Source organism: Stenotrophomonas sp. STK17_22 (assembly GCF_051983905.1).
In the GTDB taxonomy this organism is placed as follows: Bacteria; Pseudomonadota; Gammaproteobacteria; order Xanthomonadales; family Xanthomonadaceae; genus Stenotrophomonas; species Stenotrophomonas maltophilia_A.
Genome location: NZ_CP197010.1, coordinates 3,052,967 through 3,068,151 on the forward strand (window position 1 = coordinate 3,052,967; position 15,185 = coordinate 3,068,151).

At 67.9% G+C, this 15,185-nt stretch carries 13 protein-coding genes; 3 read left to right on the forward strand and 10 right to left on the reverse strand.

The window, feature by feature from the left end:
• Nucleotides 1-106: 106 nt before the first annotated feature.
• A complete protein-coding gene (locus ACSYS9_RS14195) occupies nucleotides 107-931 on the forward strand; it encodes an alpha/beta fold hydrolase (RefSeq protein WP_049398471.1) in 825 nt (274 codons plus the stop codon).
• 159 nt (nucleotides 932-1,090) lie between these two features.
• Here the strand turns inward: ACSYS9_RS14195 and ACSYS9_RS14200 are convergent, their stop codons facing one another.
• The 7 genes from ACSYS9_RS14200 to ACSYS9_RS14230 all read right to left on the reverse strand — a co-directional run bounded on the left by ACSYS9_RS14200 (nucleotide 1,091) and on the right by ACSYS9_RS14230 (nucleotide 7,870).
• Nucleotides 1,091-2,740, reverse strand: a complete 1,650-nt coding sequence (locus tag ACSYS9_RS14200) for an MFS transporter (RefSeq protein WP_071229095.1) — start codon at nucleotides 2,738-2,740, stop codon at nucleotides 1,091-1,093.
• Nucleotides 2,734-4,017, reverse strand: coding sequence for an alginate export family protein (locus ACSYS9_RS14205; RefSeq protein ID WP_071229096.1), 1,284 nt, complete (start codon nucleotides 4,015-4,017; stop codon nucleotides 2,734-2,736). Before ACSYS9_RS14205 ends, ACSYS9_RS14200 begins: the two co-directional genes overlap by 7 nt.
• Nucleotides 3,996-5,843, reverse strand: a complete 1,848-nt coding sequence (locus ACSYS9_RS14210; protein WP_177179527.1) for an amidohydrolase — start codon at nucleotides 5,841-5,843, stop codon at nucleotides 3,996-3,998. Before ACSYS9_RS14210 ends, ACSYS9_RS14205 begins: the two co-directional genes overlap by 22 nt.
• Nucleotides 5,844-5,962: 119 nt before the next feature.
• Nucleotides 5,963-6,388: a DoxX family protein gene (locus ACSYS9_RS14215; RefSeq protein WP_049398467.1), complete on the reverse strand. Its 426-nt coding sequence runs from the start codon at nucleotides 6,386-6,388 to the stop codon at nucleotides 5,963-5,965.
• Between the two features lie 2 nt (nucleotides 6,389-6,390).
• Complete coding sequence (locus ACSYS9_RS14220) at nucleotides 6,391-7,047, reverse strand: hydrolase (RefSeq protein ID WP_071229098.1); 657 nt, start codon at nucleotides 7,045-7,047, stop codon at nucleotides 6,391-6,393.
• Nucleotides 7,044-7,487 (reverse strand): helix-turn-helix transcriptional regulator, encoded by a 444-nt coding sequence (locus ACSYS9_RS14225; RefSeq protein ID WP_071229099.1) that lies wholly within the window; start codon nucleotides 7,485-7,487, stop codon nucleotides 7,044-7,046. Before ACSYS9_RS14225 ends, ACSYS9_RS14220 begins: the two co-directional genes overlap by 4 nt.
• A gap of 50 nt (nucleotides 7,488-7,537) precedes the next feature.
• Nucleotides 7,538-7,870: a hypothetical protein gene (locus tag ACSYS9_RS14230; RefSeq protein ID WP_071229100.1), complete on the reverse strand. Its 333-nt coding sequence runs from the start codon at nucleotides 7,868-7,870 to the stop codon at nucleotides 7,538-7,540.
• A 96-nt stretch (nucleotides 7,871-7,966) separates the two neighbouring features.
• Between ACSYS9_RS14230 and ACSYS9_RS14235 the strand changes: the two genes are divergently transcribed.
• Both ACSYS9_RS14235 and ACSYS9_RS14240 read left to right on the forward strand, forming a co-directional pair.
• Complete coding sequence (locus ACSYS9_RS14235) at nucleotides 7,967-10,996, forward strand: sensor histidine kinase (RefSeq protein WP_071229101.1); 3,030 nt, start codon at nucleotides 7,967-7,969, stop codon at nucleotides 10,994-10,996.
• A complete protein-coding gene (locus tag ACSYS9_RS14240; RefSeq protein WP_071229102.1) occupies nucleotides 10,989-11,642 on the forward strand; it encodes a response regulator in 654 nt (217 codons plus the stop codon). The genes ACSYS9_RS14235 and ACSYS9_RS14240 overlap by 8 nt, the downstream gene beginning before the upstream one ends.
• 310 nt (nucleotides 11,643-11,952) lie before the next feature.
• Here the strand turns inward: ACSYS9_RS14240 and ACSYS9_RS14245 are convergent, their stop codons facing one another.
• The 3 genes from ACSYS9_RS14245 to ACSYS9_RS14255 all read right to left on the reverse strand — a co-directional run bounded on the left by ACSYS9_RS14245 (nucleotide 11,953) and on the right by ACSYS9_RS14255 (nucleotide 15,157).
• Nucleotides 11,953-13,269 carry an acyl-CoA thioesterase/BAAT N-terminal domain-containing protein gene (locus ACSYS9_RS14245; protein WP_256201508.1) on the reverse strand — a complete coding sequence of 439 codons (1,317 nt, stop codon included), beginning with the start codon at nucleotides 13,267-13,269 and terminating at the stop codon, nucleotides 11,953-11,955.
• Between the two features lie 113 nt (nucleotides 13,270-13,382).
• Nucleotides 13,383-14,105: a LytR/AlgR family response regulator transcription factor gene (locus ACSYS9_RS14250; RefSeq protein ID WP_071229104.1), complete on the reverse strand. Its 723-nt coding sequence runs from the start codon at nucleotides 14,103-14,105 to the stop codon at nucleotides 13,383-13,385.
• Nucleotides 14,102-15,157, reverse strand: coding sequence for a sensor histidine kinase (locus tag ACSYS9_RS14255; protein ID WP_256201509.1), 1,056 nt, complete (start codon nucleotides 15,155-15,157; stop codon nucleotides 14,102-14,104). The genes ACSYS9_RS14250 and ACSYS9_RS14255 overlap by 4 nt, the downstream gene beginning before the upstream one ends.
• Nucleotides 15,158-15,185: the final 28 nt, after the last annotated feature.

The window sequence follows — 15,185 nt, forward strand, 5'->3', positions numbered from 1 at the left end:
TAATCCAGCACAGCCGTGCAAGTCGTCGGTCTGGCGCTGCGCTGTACTGCCGAAGGCACCGGCATCCACGCCAGCGCCTTCCCTCCCTTCCGTCAAGGAAACCACAATGAGCAACTTCGTCACCGTCGCCGACGGCGCGCGCATCTTCTACAAGGATTGGGGTACCGGCCAGCCGATCGTGTTCGCGCACGGCTGGCCGCTGTCGTCCGATGCCTGGGACCCGCAGATGCTGTTCATGGGCCAGAACGGCTTCCGCGTGATCGCTCACGACCGTCGCAGCCACGGCCGCTCCAGCCAGACCTGGGACGGCAACAACATGGACACCTACGCCGACGACCTGGCCGCCGTGCTCGAGGCGCTGGACCTGAAGGACGCGATCCTGGTCGGTCACTCCACCGGTGGCGGCGAAGTGGCCCATTACATCGGGCGCCACGGCAGCAAGCGCGTGGCCAAGGTGGTGCTGGTCGGCGCCGTGCCGCCGCTGATGCTGAAGACCGATGCCAACCCGGCCGGTACCCCGCTGGAAGTCTTCGACGGCATCCGCAAGGGCACCGGCGGTGACCGCTCGCAGTTCTTCAAGGACCTGACCACGCCGTTCTTCGGCGCCAACCGCGACGGCAACAGCGTTACCCAGGGCATGCGTGATTCGTTCTGGCTGCAGGGCATGCTCGGTGGCGTCAAGGGCCAGTACGACTGCGTGCACGAATTCTCGGAAGTGGATTACACCGAGGACCTGAAGAAGATCGATGTGCCAGCGCTGGTGGTGCATGGCGATGACGACCAGATCGTGCCATTCGATGCCTCAGCCAAGCTGTCCTCGCAGATCATCAAGGACGCCGAGTTGAAGGTGTACGCCGGTGCGCCGCACGGCCTGACCGTCACCCACGCCGACCGGTTCAACGCCGACCTGCTGGCGTTCGCACGCAAGTGACATGCGGCGGCGGCGCCACCCAGCGCCGCCGCCCCTGTGGTAGAGCCGGCCGCTGGCCGGCTGCGCAGGATCGGGATGGATTGATCGCGCAAAAAGGGGACGGAGGGGATTAAGTCGTTTGTGCACAAACGACTTAATCCCCTCCGTCCCCTTTTTGGGTCAGATATCGCTGTGGTGGTGCGGGACCCCGGTCTTCGGCAGCGGGTCATGCCCGCCGACGAAATGGCGCACCACCGGTGCACGCTCACCGCGATGCAGCCCGCGCAGCACTTCCTGGATCGCCTTGTCATCGGCGGTGATGCGCTCGTGCTGGCGCAGGTGCTCCAGCCACGACGGGGTCACGAAATACTCCAGGTGGATGCCCGGGCTGGCCACGTCCTCCACCACACCCCAGACCACGGCGCCATCGCGGCGACGGATCGTGCCCAGTGCGCGCATCTGCGCCTGGAATGCGGCGCGATCAGCATCGTCAATGCGGTACTCGATGGTCACCAGCACCGGGCCGCGATCGTTGGATACCTGCACCGACAGTTCCGGTGCAGGCCAGTGCCCGGCCGGACGCAGGTTCAGATCCTCGGTGCCAGCGATGCGCACGCGCCACACCAGCAATCCGCCGATCACCGCGCCGGCAGCCGCCACCAGCAACGCCAGCTCCGGCGAGGTGCGCTGCGCCAGCGCGCCCCAGCTCAGGCCACCGGCCGCCATGCCAGCGGAGAACACCATGATGTACAGCGCCAGTGCACGCGCCCGTACCCACGCTGGCACTGCGGTCTGCGCGGCAATCTGCAGCGACGACAGCACGGTGATCCAGGCAAAGCCATTGATCAGCATCACCAATGGCAGCACGTACCAGCTGCGGGTCAGCGCCAGCCCGACCAGGCTGAGTGCCAGCGACAGCGTGGCCAGCAGCACCAGCAGGTCGCGATCCATCTGCGCGCGCAGCTTCGGCAGCAACAACGCACCACCCACCGCACCCATGCCGATGCAGCCGAGCAGCATGCCGTACTGCCCCGCCCCGCCGTGCATCTGGCCGCGTACCACCACCGGCAGCAGTGCATTCATTGCCGCAGCAAAGAAGAAGAAGCCGACCGACTTGATCAACACCGCCTGCAACCGTCCGGCACGGCTAGCATAGCGCAGGCCCGCCTTCAGGCCGGCACCGAAGCCTTCCGGCGGCAGGCTGGACTGTTTCGGGTCGCGCTTCCAGCCCCACACCACGAACAGCATCGCGGCAAAGGTGATGGCGTTGAAACCGAACGCCCAGACCGCACCGAGCTGGGCGACGATCACGCCGCCGATGGCCGGGCCGATCGAGCGCGCGATGTTGATGCCGATCGAGTTCAGCGCCACTGCTGAAGCCAGCATCGGCTGCGGCACCAGTTCGGACACGATCGCCGCCTGTGCCGGCATCGCCATCGCCGCACCGCAGCCCATGCAGAAGGTCAGCAGCACCAGCAGTTGCGGGGTCAGCATGTCCATCGCGGTCAGTGCCGCCATCACCGCCGCGACCAGCAGCATCCAGCCCTGGGTGGCCAGCAGGTACCTGCGGCGGTCGACGATGTCGGCCAGGGTTCCGGCGGCCAGTGCCAGCAGCACGATCGGCAACGTGGTGGCCGATTGCACCAGGGCCACCATCAACGGCGAACCGGTACGCTCGGCCATCACCCAGGCGGCGGCCACGTCATTGACCCAGGTGCCGATGTTGCTGGCCAGGATCGCCAGCCAGATCGAGCGGAACATCCGGATTTTCAGCGGGGACCAGGCGCCTGCGGCCTGTGCGGAAGGTTGCGACGCGGTTGCGTTCACCATTGCCATGCTCCAACGATCGAGGCGAACAACGTGTCCTGGCCTCCGGCCTGCTTCAGCGCAGGACCGGCGTCGACCCAGGCCAGCTGCAGCTGCCATTGCCAGTGTTCGCTGGCCTGCCAGCGGGTTTCGGATTTGTACTGATTACCGATGCGGCGCGCGCCACCGGCGCTGCCCGGCAACGCCACCAGCGGTGCCGGCGTGGTGTAGACCGCATCGGCGCGCCGATGCTTCCACGCCATCTGTACGCCCAGCTCCGTCGTCACCGCGTCGTGCAGGCGCAGGGTCAGGGTCGGCTGGATGTCCATCAGGTTGGCCGGGGCCAGCAGGCTGGCCTCGCTGAAATAGGCCGACTTCGGGAACAAGGCGTTGAAGGTTCCCAGCCGGCCGTCATGCAGATTGCCATCGCCACTGGCGATGTCGGCCTTCAGCCCCAGCCGCAGCTGCAGCGGCAGGTTGGTCCAGCGCCACCCCGTATCGGTCGCCAGCGTCCAGGCGCGGATATCGAGCGTGCCGGCGGTCGTCCGCAGTTCACCGCCCTGCGCCACCAGCTCACTGTTCCAGTCCAGTGCACCGGCCTGGCCGAACCAGCGCGTGCCCAGAGTGTGCCGACGTTCGGTACCGCTGCCTGCGGCGAAGCGCGCGCCGTCGCGGCGGTAGTCCAGCAGGTACATATCCCACTGTCCCGCACCCTGTCCACGTGCCGTGGTGGCATAGGCACCCCACAGGTGGGCGCCGTGTTCGCCGCGATCATCGAAGGCACCTGGTCGGTTTTCCACTGGCCGCAATGCCATCAGATCAAGCGTACCCAGGCGGCCTTTCCAACCCACACGCGCACCGTCGAACGCCAGGCGGATGTTCGGCCCATCGCGCACCGACAGCAGCCGTGAGCTGCCATAGCCGGCTTCCTGCCGGCCCAGCTGCAGATGGAACGCGCCCTGCTGCCAGCGCCAATACGCCTGCTGCACATCCAGCGTGCTGCGGTCGGTACGGCCAGGGCCGCCGGCCTTGCCATTCTCCCCATGCACACCCAGCTGCAGCTTCGCCTGCCAGGTGTCTTCCACATAGGTGGCCGAGGCCAGCGCGCGCAGCAGGCCATAGCCATCCTCTGCGCCGCCAATCCCGAACCGGGTCGGGTCGTAGTACAGCCCACGCACACGCAGCGACGCATCCCATTGCAGTTGGCCGTCACCGGCGTCGCTGCAATGACCACGGTCGCAGGCCTGTGCAAGCGAAGGTGCGGCCAGCAGCGCCAGGCTCAGAACGCGAAGCACGAGCATCCCATCGCGCCCCAGAACGCGGTCAGGTCGTCGGTGGGTGCAGCATGCCGGGCCGCATGGCCGTGCGCGCCGTGGGTGCTGCAGGCCACACCGTGATGGTGATGGTGCGCGGTGGCCAACCCGGTGGCGGTACCGCCGACGTGGTAGCCACCGAACCGGTTGACCGGCGACCAGTTGGGCATGGCCGGCGGCAGCTGCGGCGCAAGCCCTGCATAGTCGGCGTCGGCATGCACGATGCGGCCACCGACCACGGTCAACACGCTGGTGATGTCGGCGATCTGCGCATCATCCACGCGGAAGAAGTCGGCCGAGAGCAGGATGAAGTCGGCCAGCTGGCCGGCCTTCAGCGTGCCCTTGACCGCCTCGTCGCCGGAGAACCAGGCGCTGCCCTGGGTCCACAGGCGCAGCGCCTGCTCGCGTTCGAGCAGGTTCTCATCGCCATACAGGGCCAGTCCGCCCACGGTGCGTCCGGTCACCAGCCAGGACAACGCCACCCAGGGGTTGTAGCTGGCCACGCGGGTGGCGTCGGTACCGGCACCGACCGGCACGCCTTCGGCCAGCATGCGCTTGACCGGCGGCGTATGCCGCGCGGCCTGCACGCCGTAGCGCTCGACGAAGGCTTCGCCCTGGTAGGCCATGCGATGCTGAACGGCGATGCCGCCACCCAGCGCACGGATGCGCTCTATGTTGCGCGGGGTGATGGTTTCGGCGTGATCGATGAACCAGTGCAGGCCATCGAACGGCACCTCGCGGTTGACCTGTTCGTACACATCGAGGATGCGGGTGATGCTCTCGTCGTACGTCGCATGGATGCGGAACGGCCAACGCTTCTCGACCAGCAGCTTCACCACATCGTGCAGTTCCGGCTCCAGCTCCGGCGCCAGTTCCGGGCGCGGCTCGTTGAACAACTCGAAGTCGGCCGCGGAGAACACCAGCATCTCGCCGGCACCGTTGTGGCGCAGCAGGTCATCACCCTGCCGCGGCTGCAGCATCTCGCTCCATCCGCGGAAGTCATCCACTTCCTTGCCCTTGTTCTGGGTGAACAGGTTGTAGGCGATGCGCACGGTCAGCTGGTCATCGCGGTGCAGCTGCTCGATGACCTGATAGTCCTCGGGATAGTTCTGGAAACCACCGCCGGCGTCGATCACCGAGGTGATGCCGAGACGGTTCAACTCACGCATGAAATGACGGGTGGAATTGGCCTGGTACTCGATCGGCAGCTTCGGACCCTTGGCCAGGGTCGCGTACAGGATCAGCGCGTTGGGCTTGGCCAGCAGCAGCCCGGTCGGATTGCCGAGCGAGTCACGCACGATCTGGCCGCCCGGCGGATCCGGGGTGTCCTTGGTATAGCCACAGGCACGCAGTGCGGCGCGGTTGAGCAGCGCACGGTCGTACAGGTGCAGCAGGAACACCGGCGTGTCCGGCGCGATGTCGTTGAGCTCCTGCAGCGTGGGCAGGCGCTTCTCGTTGAACTGGGTGGCGGTGAAACCACCGACCACGCGCACCCACTGCGGTGCAGGCGTGCGGTCGACCTGCGCCTTCAGCATGTCCAAGGCATCGCCCAGCGAACGCAGGCCGTCCCAGCGCAGTTCCAGGTTGTAGTTCAGGCCACCACGTATCAGGTGGGTATGGCTGTCGTTGAGGCCGGGCAGCAGGCGCCGGCCTTGGGCGTCGATCAGGGTCGCTTCATTGCCCCAGCCACGCATGATCTCCTCGTCGCTGCCGACGGCGACAATCCGCCCTTCCTGCACGGCCAGTGCCTGTGCATGCGGCTGCTGTGGGTCAAGGGTGGTGATGCGGGCATTGCGGATGACCAGCGTGCTCATGCGACGCTCCTTGGAAGTGGAATCGAGTGCGGCACCGGCACGGCCGGCCAGGCCCAGCGCCACCGCGGCGCTGCCGGCCAGCACCACGTTGCGGCGGCCGTGATCGAGTGGATCGTGACTCATGCGAGATCTCCTGGAAGGCGTTGGCCGTCCAGTGCCCAGGCGCCGGGCCCGGTCAGCGCGAGGGCCAGCAGTACCGTGGTCCACATCAACGGGTACTCACTGCCACCGCGCATCCAGAACCAGCCCTTGGGCAGGGCCAACAGAACGGTGAAGCCGATGAAGGCCGCCGCTGCAAGCGCGGCGACGCGGGTCTGCCAGCCCAGCAGCACGGCCAGCCCTGACAGCACCTGCAGCAGGGCCAGCAGCAGCGGCAGCGGTGCCACCGCTGGCAGGCCGAAGCCGCGCAGTTCGGTGGCGAAGCCGGCCAGCCCAGGACCGCCGAACCAACCGAACAGCTTGCCCAGAGCGTGGGGCAGCAGAAAGCCTCCTGCCGCCACGCGCAGCATCAACAGGGCCAGGTCGAGGCCATGGCCAGCCAGCATGCTCAGTGCCCGCCTTCCTGCGCGCCGAACATGCGCTTGGCGTACTGGATGCCGATGCCATAGCCACCGGCGTGGTCGCGGGCGATGCCGGTGGTCAGCTCGTAGGTCTCGCCACGCGCCCAGTCACGCTGCAGCTCCAGCAGGTACTGCACGCTGGTCATCGGCACCGCACCGGCCTGCACCATGCGGGTGATCGCACGCTCGTGGGCTTCTTCGCTGACATCGCCGCAGGCATCGGTGATCACATACACCTCGAAACCCTGCGCCAGCGCCGACAGCGCCGGGCCGACGATGCAGACGCTGGTCCACAGGCCGGCAACGACCAGGCGACGCTTGCCGATGCGGTTGATCTCGTCGATCACCGGCTGGTCTTCCCAGGTGTTCATCGAGGTGCGGTCGAACACTGGCTGGCCCGGAAAGATCTCCGGCAGTTCCGGGAACATCGGGCCGGAGAACGACGCTTCGGCAACGGTGGTCAGCAGCACCGGCACGTTGAAGCCCTTGGCGCCCTTGCTGATCAACGACACGTTGTTGCGCAGCGCGGAGATATCGATGGTGTGGGTGGCGAATGCCATCTGCGACTGGAAGTCGATCAGCACCAAGGCATGGTCGGTGGGCGACAACAGGGCCGGGGCGGGCGTGGCGGTGGCAAGGCTCATGGTTGGACTCCGTTGGAAACACGATCAGGGGGAAGCAACAGGGCCGCATCGCCGGCCAGGTACTGGCCGGGGCTGCAGCCGGTCTCGGCGCGGAAGCTGCGGACGAAATGGCTCTGGTCGAAGAAGCCCAGCTGCTGCGCCAGGCAGGACATCGGCAGCTGCGCGACCGGCAACAACTGGCGCGCACGTTCGATGCGGCGACGGCGCACGTAGCGCAGCGGGCTGGCGCCGGTGCCGCTGCGGAACAGGCGCACCAGATGGAAGCGGCTGACGCAGGCGGCTGCGGCCAGCTCTGTCACCCGCAGCGGCTGCGACAGGTGCTCATCGACATAGCGCAGGGCGCGCTGCAATGCGGCGGCCTGCTGCGGTGCCAGCGCCACGGCGGGCGGATCGGGCGAAAAGACGGTGGCCATGCGGGACGCCGCGAGGGGGTGCCCCATGGTGCATGGCCGCCGCACGATGCCCTACCCCCGTCGGTCGAGGCCAGCACCTACCCGAATGGGGGAGGCCGACGCCCGAGCAGGCGACGACCGAACAACCGCGCATCCAGTGAATAGGCACCCGGGCCCAGCGCCAGCAAGGCCAGCGGCAGCACCACCTGTGACCACGGCGCCTGCTGCGCGAACAGGCCCACGGCCGCTATCGGCGCGGCCAGTGGCGTCAACACACCCAGCGTGAGCATCGGCACTGCCAGCAGGCACAGCGCCGACCACCCGCCCGCATGCGTGCCGGGCGTGCACAGTGCCGCGGACAGGCACAGCCGCAGCCACAGCAGGCCGATGCCCGGCCCGCGGTCGGGGAACATCACGAACAGGCGCTGCATGGCCGGGCTCCACAGGGCATGCCGGCGTGATAACCGACCGCGGCGGCGACCGCCTACCCCGTTCGGGTCACCCCGGACTGCCCCGCACCTGCCAGAATGCGCGCCATGCGTGGCCGCCCCTTCCCGTTCCTGCGTCGCCTGCCGACGCTGCTGACGTGCCTGCTGCTGTTGACCGCCCTGCCCGCTTTTGCCGTGCAGCGCCCGCCGGTGAGCCGCGGGCTGCCCGGTTACGAGCACACCGCGTGGCGGGTCGGCCAGGGTGCACCCGGCGATATCTGGGACATCACCCAGGACCGCGACGGTCTGCTGTGGCTGGCCACCGGCTCGGGCCTGTACCGCTTCGATGGCCGTCGCTTCGAACGGCAGGCAGCGCCCGTCGGCAGCCAGTTCCCGTCCACCAACATGGTCACGCTGGCGCATGCCGCCGACGGTGCCCTGTGGATCGGCTACTTCCAGGCCGGCATCAGCCGGTTCGCACAGGGGAGGCTGCACAACTACGGCCGCGAGCAGGGGGTACCGGTCGGCGTGGTCCCACGCTTCAGCCAGGATCGCCAGGGCCAGCTGTGGGCGGCGATCAATGGCGGGCTGCGCCGCTTTGATGGACAGCGCTGGCAGCCGTTGCCGGCCGCAGCCGGACTGCCCGAACGCCGTGTGCAGTGGGTGCTGCACGACAGCCGGGGCAGGTTCTGGGTGCTGGCCGACCTGAAGATCTGGATGCGTGCGGCCGGCCAGACCACGTTCGAGGACACCGGCATCGCGGTCTCGCAGATGGCAACGCTGGCCGAAAGCCCGCAGGGTGAAGTGTGGTTGGCCGACCGGGTGCGCGGCACCTCACCCCTGGCCAACGCGCAGGGCCTGTTGGCGGCCAGCGAACGTGAAGCGCGGCGTCTTCCGGAACTGGTTGCTGCACGCCTGCAGTTCACTGCCGATGGCGCGCTGTGGGCCACGATGAGCCCGCACGGCGGCGTCGCCCGCATCACCTTCGACGGCAGCCGCGCCGTGCGCATGGAGCGTTTCGATTCGCCGCACGGGCTGACCGCCACCTCGGCGGTGCCGATCATCGCCGACCGCGAAGGCAATCTCTGGGTTGGCACCAATCTCGGCCTCAACCGCTTCCGCGCACGCAGCGTGCACACCCTGGCAGTGGGCCCGAGTGATCCCTACCGCTCGCTGGTGCGGGCCAGCGATGGCCGCGTGTATGGCTATGGCGAAGACCTCAAACCCTACGATCTGCGGCGCACTCTGCTGGATGGCAGTGCCCCGCAGCTGCAGGCCGCCGCGCGCCAGGCACCCACGCCGATCTGGCAGTTCGATTGGGTCAATCTTGCGCGCACGGTCGCCGGCCACACCTCGTTGATCCCGCTGCCGGCCCCGTTCACCGGGCAACCGCTGCACGCCCTGCTGTTCCCCGACGACGCGCAGGCCTGGGTATGCACGGGTGAACGCGGCGTCCTGCACTACCTGCATGGCCAATGGCAGCGCGAGGTCCGCCTGCCCGAGCAGGCCTGCTCATCGCTGGCGCTGGATGCCCATGGCCAGCTGCTGCTCGGCTATGCCGACGGCCGCCTGCGCCGGATGAGCGCGGGCCACATCGAGAGCTTCGATGCCAGCCAGGGCCTGTCGGTCGGGCCGATCACCGCAATGCTGCATCACCAGGACCTGCTGCTGGTCGCCGGCGAAGCCGGTCTGGCTGCGCGCGTTGGCAACGGTCGTTTCGTTCCGGTGCGAACCGACATGGCCGGTGTATTGGAAGGCATCACCGGCATGGTGGCCGATCCGAACGGACACCTCTGGTTCAATGGCAGCCGTGGCCTGGTCCGGCTGGGGAGCGATGAGCTGCGACGGACGCTGCGGACCGGGCTGCCGGTGACGCCACGCCTGTTCGATGCGGTGGATGGCATGCCGGGCATCGCCCTGCAGAGCGGACCGATCGCCACCGCCACGCTGGCCGATGACGGACTGCTGTGGCTGGCCACCAACCAGGGCCTGGCCTGGCTGGACACCACCCGCTCGCACGTCAACACCATGGCGCCCAGCGTGCGCATCGGCGAAGTGCTTTATGGCAGTGAGCACGAGCCACTGCGCGATGGCCTGCGCCTTCCGGCCGGCACCAGCCAATTGCAGATCGATTACGTGGCGCTGTCGCTGGCGCGCCCGGAGCGCAACCGCTACCGCTATCGCCTGTCCGGCGTCGACGACGGCTGGCAGGATGCCGGCAGCAGCACCCGCGCGTATTACACCAACCTCGCTCCGGGCAACTACCGGTTCGACGTGGAAGCCGCCAACGAGGACGGCATCTGGAGCACTGCACCGGCCAGTCGCGGCTTCCGCATCGCCCCCACCTTCATGCAGACGGTGTGGTTCAAGCTGCTGTGTGCGGCCGCGATCCTCGCACTGCTGGTGATGGCGGTGCGCATCCGCAGCGGGCAGCTGGCCGCGCTGTTCCGCGCGCGCCTGCAGGAACGCAATGGCGAACGCGAACGCATTGCCCGCGACCTGCACGACACCCTGCTGCAGGGCAGCCAGGGCCTGATCCTGCGCCTGCATGCAATCAGCCAGGCCGCGCAGACGCCAGAGCCCGTGCGCAGCCAGCTGGAAGCGGCGATGCAGCTGGCCGAACGCAACCTGGCCGAGGGCCGCGAGCGGGTCAACGCACTGCGTGACGGTCCCTTCGCGGGCCGCGACCTCGCTTCGGCGCTGGCCGATGTTCACGCCGAATACGCCGGGCACGGTACCAATCCGCTGCGCCTGACCGTGGAAGGCGCAACACCAGCGCTGCAGGCCGATGCCGCCGAGGAAGTGTTCCTGATCGGACGCGAAGCCATCCGCAACGCGTTGCGTCATGCCCATGCCAGCGCGATCGAAGTGGAGCTGTCCTACGGCACGCGGTGTTTCCTGCTGCACGTGCGCGACGATGGCGTCGGCATCGACGACGAAAATGCCGGCCATGGCCATTGGGGCCTGCAGGGCATGCGTGAGCGTGCGCAACGCCTCGGCGCCGAACTGCAGCTGTGGACCCGCCCCGGGCTTGGCACCGAAGTCGCGCTGGCGGTTCCTGCCCGGCGCCTGTATCACCGCCGTCCATCGCGTTGGCGCTGGCCCTGGAGTAAAGCAAACCATGACTGAGTCCCCTGCCCCGATCGGCGTGCTGGTGGTCGACGACCACCCACTGCTGCGCGACGGCTTGGCGGCGCTGCTGGGCGCCCATGCCGACCTGCGCCTGCTCGGCGAGGCCGCCGATGGCGAGGAAGCCATCGCGCGCTACCAGCAGTTGCAGCCGGACGTCGTGCTGATGGACCTGCAGATGCCACGCCTGGATGGCGTCGAGGCCATCGTGCGGATCCGCGCGATGGACCCGCGCGCCCGCATCATCGTGCTGACCACCTACCGCGGTGACGTACGTGCGGTAAGGGCACTGCAGGCCGGCGCCAGCGCCTATCTGCTGAAGGACATGCTCCGCCATGAGCTGGTCGATACGATCCGCATGGTCGCTGGCGGCCACCGCGCACCGATTCCCCCGGCGGTGGCGGCCAGCATCGCCGCGCATGTGGTGGAAGACCGGTTGTCGCCGCGCGAAACCGAGGTACTGAGGCATGTAGCCGGCGGCCTGTCGAACAAGCGTATCGGCGAGCGCATGCAGATTTCCGAGCAGACGGTGAAGGCGCACATGAAGAGCCTGATGGACAAGCTGGGCGTGGGTGATCGCACGCATGCGGTGACCCAGGCGCTGCGGCGCGGGATCATCAGCCTGGACGACAGCGGTCACGATTAGGGGTTGTTCGGCAGGGCTTGCAGCCCTGCACCTGCGGTAGTGCCGGCCGCTGGCCGGCAACCTCTACAGCAACAGCAGGTTTCCTGAGGATCGGCGGGGCTGGGCATCCTGCCCAACCCGCCCGAGGCATGCCTCGGGCCCATGCGGCTGACACCCCGCACTCCGACACCGCCCCACCTCTGACAGATTCCGATGGCTGTTGGTAGGTGTCGACCTTGGTCGACACGGTAGATCCAGGCCATGCGTGGATGAAGCTCAATCGGATCGGAATCGAACATCTGGAAGGAAGAACAGGGGGCCGCACTTTCGGCTACAGCGCCTCGGCAAGGAACGCCAGCACCGCTGGCCCTACCTCTCGGTCCGCGCGGGCATGACCTTCGGCCGTGCCCCCCACTTCAATGTACGGGCCTACATCATGGCGATGGGTGGTCGGCTGCAGAAACGGTGTGATCAGATGCCCCGCATCTGAGTAGTACAGGAAACGGTCACGGTCACTACGCGCTGCCGCTGCTAGCCGACGCTGCGCAACAGCCAGCATCGTGCCTGAGTCACCCAGCCGATCGTCACCACCTCCGATCCACAACGTGCGTGCAGCAATGTTCTCGATGGGCAGCATCGCCGCACGCAATGCCGGTTCCCACTGCGGCCCCGGCCTCCCCCAGTCAACCTCCTCGCGATACGGCAGCCACGGCAGCGGCCGGCACTGCCAGCTCAACGGCGAGCGGTCCACCGCGCGGAAATCGGCGGGGGCCACGTCACGGGCGATGCCACGAAACGGGGCTGGACTGCCTACCCAGGACACAGCGACGCGGAGCTCAGGCAGATGCACCGCCGTGGCCATGGTCACGATGCCGCCCCAGGAGCCTCCCATCAGCCCTACCCGCTGTGGATCCACCCGGGGATGGCGCTGCAGCCAGTGCACTGCGTCGCGTACGGTTTCCAACGGAACCTCGATCAGGTCCTTGGGCACGCCCGGCCCGCGATACCACGCCACCGACACCGCGACATAGCCGTTGCTGGCCAGCCAGGCGGCATAGAGGTCACCACCGTCGAATCCGCCTTCGGCACCGCCCAGCGTCACCAATGCTGGCGCCCGTGCATCAGCCTGCTGGCCCGATGGCAGGTACAGATGTGCTTCGCGGCCACCGATTTCGACCCGTTGCACCTGCACGCCCGGCAGCATCAGATGGCGCTGCAGGGCCCGCCGTGCGACTACCGAACCTGCATGTTCCACCTCCAGTTCGAAGGCCTGCGACTGGAATCCCAAGCCGTCATCGGAGCGCTGCCACTGCAGGGGAAGTGCGTTGGCCCTTCCTTCCTGCGGCTGCATCGACCAGATCAGCGCGCTCGCATCGACGCCTCGATAGCTTCCCTGTTCCGAGCCGCTGCGTGCGGTGTCGACCGTCCCCTGCGGGTCCGCGCGCAGTGCAGCCTGTGACTGCCAGCGCTGGCCCCGGCTGTCCCGCATCGACAACCGTAGTTGCACCACCTCGGCCGCCGCCAGTCCCTCAACCCTAATGGCTGGAATACGATCAGCGCGCCCCTGATGGTCATCGACAATGACCCGCACATCGGCCAACGCAGGCAGCGCCAGCACGCCCAGCAACACACCCAAGCACCACCGCATCCGCATGCTCCACCCTGATCTGGAAAGGCGCAGGGTGCACTGGCCGCAACGACCGGATTGCGTACTTCGGCGACGATGGCACCAACCGTGCCGCTGCAGGCACCAGCCGTGTGTCAGGCGCGTGCCGCCAAGGCCGCCTCCAGCACCGGCCGGTAGCTGCGGCTCACCGGCAGCTGCACGCCATCGGCCAGTTCAAGCAGCGCATCACCGTTGTGGCGCTCGATCAGTGATCGCACCCGCAGCGGGTTGACCAGCGCCGAGCGGTGCACGCGCAACAGTCCTCCATCCGCCAGCCGTTTGGCCAGCTGCGCCAGCGGCTCACGCAGCAGGTGCAGTCGCTGCCCCACGTGCACGCACGCGTAATGACCGGCCATGTCGATGTAGTCGATCTCCGCCAGCGGTACATACTGGACACCACCACTACCAGGCACCGCCAGGGTCTGCGCACAGTCCTCCGTACGCGGTGCCAGGCCTGCCAGGCGGCGCACGCGCTCGATCGCTTCACGCAACCGCTGCGCTGCCACCGGCTTGAGCAGATAGTCTGCGACGCCCAGTTCGAACGCGCGCAGCGCATGCTGCGGCAGCGCGGTCACGAAGATGGTGTGCGCGGCCAGTGCCGGCTGCTGCTGGGGCAACTCCCAGCCACGACCGTCGGGCAGGACCAGATCCAGCAGCAGCAGATCGAAACGGCGCCCCTGAAGCTGCTCGCGTGCCTGCGCGAGGGTGGCGGCTTCAGCATCGACCCTGACCTGCGGAATGCCCGCCAGCAACTGGCGCAGGCGGTCACGTGCCAGCGCCACGTCATCCACCAGCATGACACTCAATGGACGCGTCATGCGACGACCTCCGGCAGGACCAGCCGTGCACGGTAACCACCGTGCTCGCTGCCGGCCTGCAGCCTGCCTCCCGACAACGCCAGCCGCCGCTGCACCGCAGCGTGGCCAGTACCCAGGCCATCGCTCGTAGAGGGGCGCATGCAGGGATTGAACAGCGTCACCTCAAGCAGGCCTCCTTCCACCTGCGCATGCAGCTCGATCCGCAAGGGCGCATCACCGGGCTGCCAGCCGCTGTGCAGGACCGCGTTCTCGATCAACGGCTGCAGCAGCAGGCCCGGCACCTGCCACGCCAGGGCCTGGGCGCTGGCCTGCAGGTGCAGCTGCAGTGCCTCGTCGCGCAGCAGCGACTGCAGGGCCACATAGTCCTGGGCGGCTCCGAGCTCATCGGCCAGGGCGCGATGCGGCGGGCATTGCAGGGTATCGCGAAGCAGCGAGGACAGCTGTGCCAACGCCATGTCCGCCATGCCGGGGCGCTGCAGGGCCAGGCCACCAATGGCGTTGAGTGCATTGAACAGGAAGTGGTGCTGCAGATGTTGGCGCAGGGCGGCTTCACGGGCCTGCCGCAGCACCTCCGACTGCGCCTTCAAGCGCTGCAACCCGGCCAGGCCATGACCCACGCCCGCCACCGCGATGAAGGTCGGCAATGCGAACAACGCCGTGATACCGATCGCACGCATCACCTGCGCCGGTGCAGGCCAGGGTCGCGCCTGCCACTGTTGCAGCAGCAGGTGGCCCAAGGTCCATCCCAGTGCGGTCAGCAATGGGGTCAGCAGCAGGCCCAGACCCAGCCAGCCAATCAGATGCCGGCGTCCAGGCAGTGGCCAGCGCCGGCACGCTGCCCACAACGCCGGCGTCGCCAGCATCCAGGGCAGCTCGGCGCCCAGGATGAACAACGCCGCCGGCAGCAGACCACCGGGTGTCTGGCTCAGGTGTACTGCAGGCACCGCAGTGGCGATCAACAGCCCCCACAGGGCCAGCATCACCCAACACGGGCGTGGCAACGAAAGTGGCGGCTCTGCGGCAGGCAGCAGGAAGTCAGGGGAAACAGGCATGCAGGGATTCAAACCGGAAACGGGCACC

Bases quoted from the DNA above. Each gene is read 5' to 3' on its own strand.
- ACSYS9_RS14195 (WP_049398471.1), top strand. From the start codon at position 107: ATGAGCAACTTCGTCACCGTCGCCGACGGCGCGCGCATCTTCTACAAG.
- ACSYS9_RS14200 (WP_071229095.1), bottom strand. From the start codon at position 2,740: ATGGTGAACGCAACCGCGTCGCAACCTTCCGCACAGGCCGCAGGCGCC.
- ACSYS9_RS14205 (WP_071229096.1), bottom strand. From the start codon at position 4,017: ATGCTCGTGCTTCGCGTTCTGAGCCTGGCGCTGCTGGCCGCACCTTCG.
- ACSYS9_RS14210 (WP_177179527.1), bottom strand. From the start codon at position 5,843: ATGAGCACGCTGGTCATCCGCAATGCCCGCATCACCACCCTTGACCCA.
- ACSYS9_RS14215 (WP_049398467.1), bottom strand. From the start codon at position 6,388: ATGCTGGCTGGCCATGGCCTCGACCTGGCCCTGTTGATGCTGCGCGTG.
- ACSYS9_RS14220 (WP_071229098.1), bottom strand. From the start codon at position 7,047: ATGAGCCTTGCCACCGCCACGCCCGCCCCGGCCCTGTTGTCGCCCACC.
- ACSYS9_RS14225 (WP_071229099.1), bottom strand. From the start codon at position 7,487: ATGGGGCACCCCCTCGCGGCGTCCCGCATGGCCACCGTCTTTTCGCCC.
- ACSYS9_RS14230 (WP_071229100.1), bottom strand. From the start codon at position 7,870: ATGCAGCGCCTGTTCGTGATGTTCCCCGACCGCGGGCCGGGCATCGGC.
- ACSYS9_RS14235 (WP_071229101.1), top strand. From the start codon at position 7,967: ATGCGCGCCATGCGTGGCCGCCCCTTCCCGTTCCTGCGTCGCCTGCCG.
- ACSYS9_RS14240 (WP_071229102.1), top strand. From the start codon at position 10,989: ATGACTGAGTCCCCTGCCCCGATCGGCGTGCTGGTGGTCGACGACCAC.
- ACSYS9_RS14245 (WP_256201508.1), bottom strand. From the start codon at position 13,269: ATGCGGTGGTGCTTGGGTGTGTTGCTGGGCGTGCTGGCGCTGCCTGCG.
- ACSYS9_RS14250 (WP_071229104.1), bottom strand. From the start codon at position 14,105: ATGACGCGTCCATTGAGTGTCATGCTGGTGGATGACGTGGCGCTGGCA.
- ACSYS9_RS14255 (WP_256201509.1), bottom strand. From the start codon at position 15,157: ATGCCTGTTTCCCCTGACTTCCTGCTGCCTGCCGCAGAGCCGCCACTT.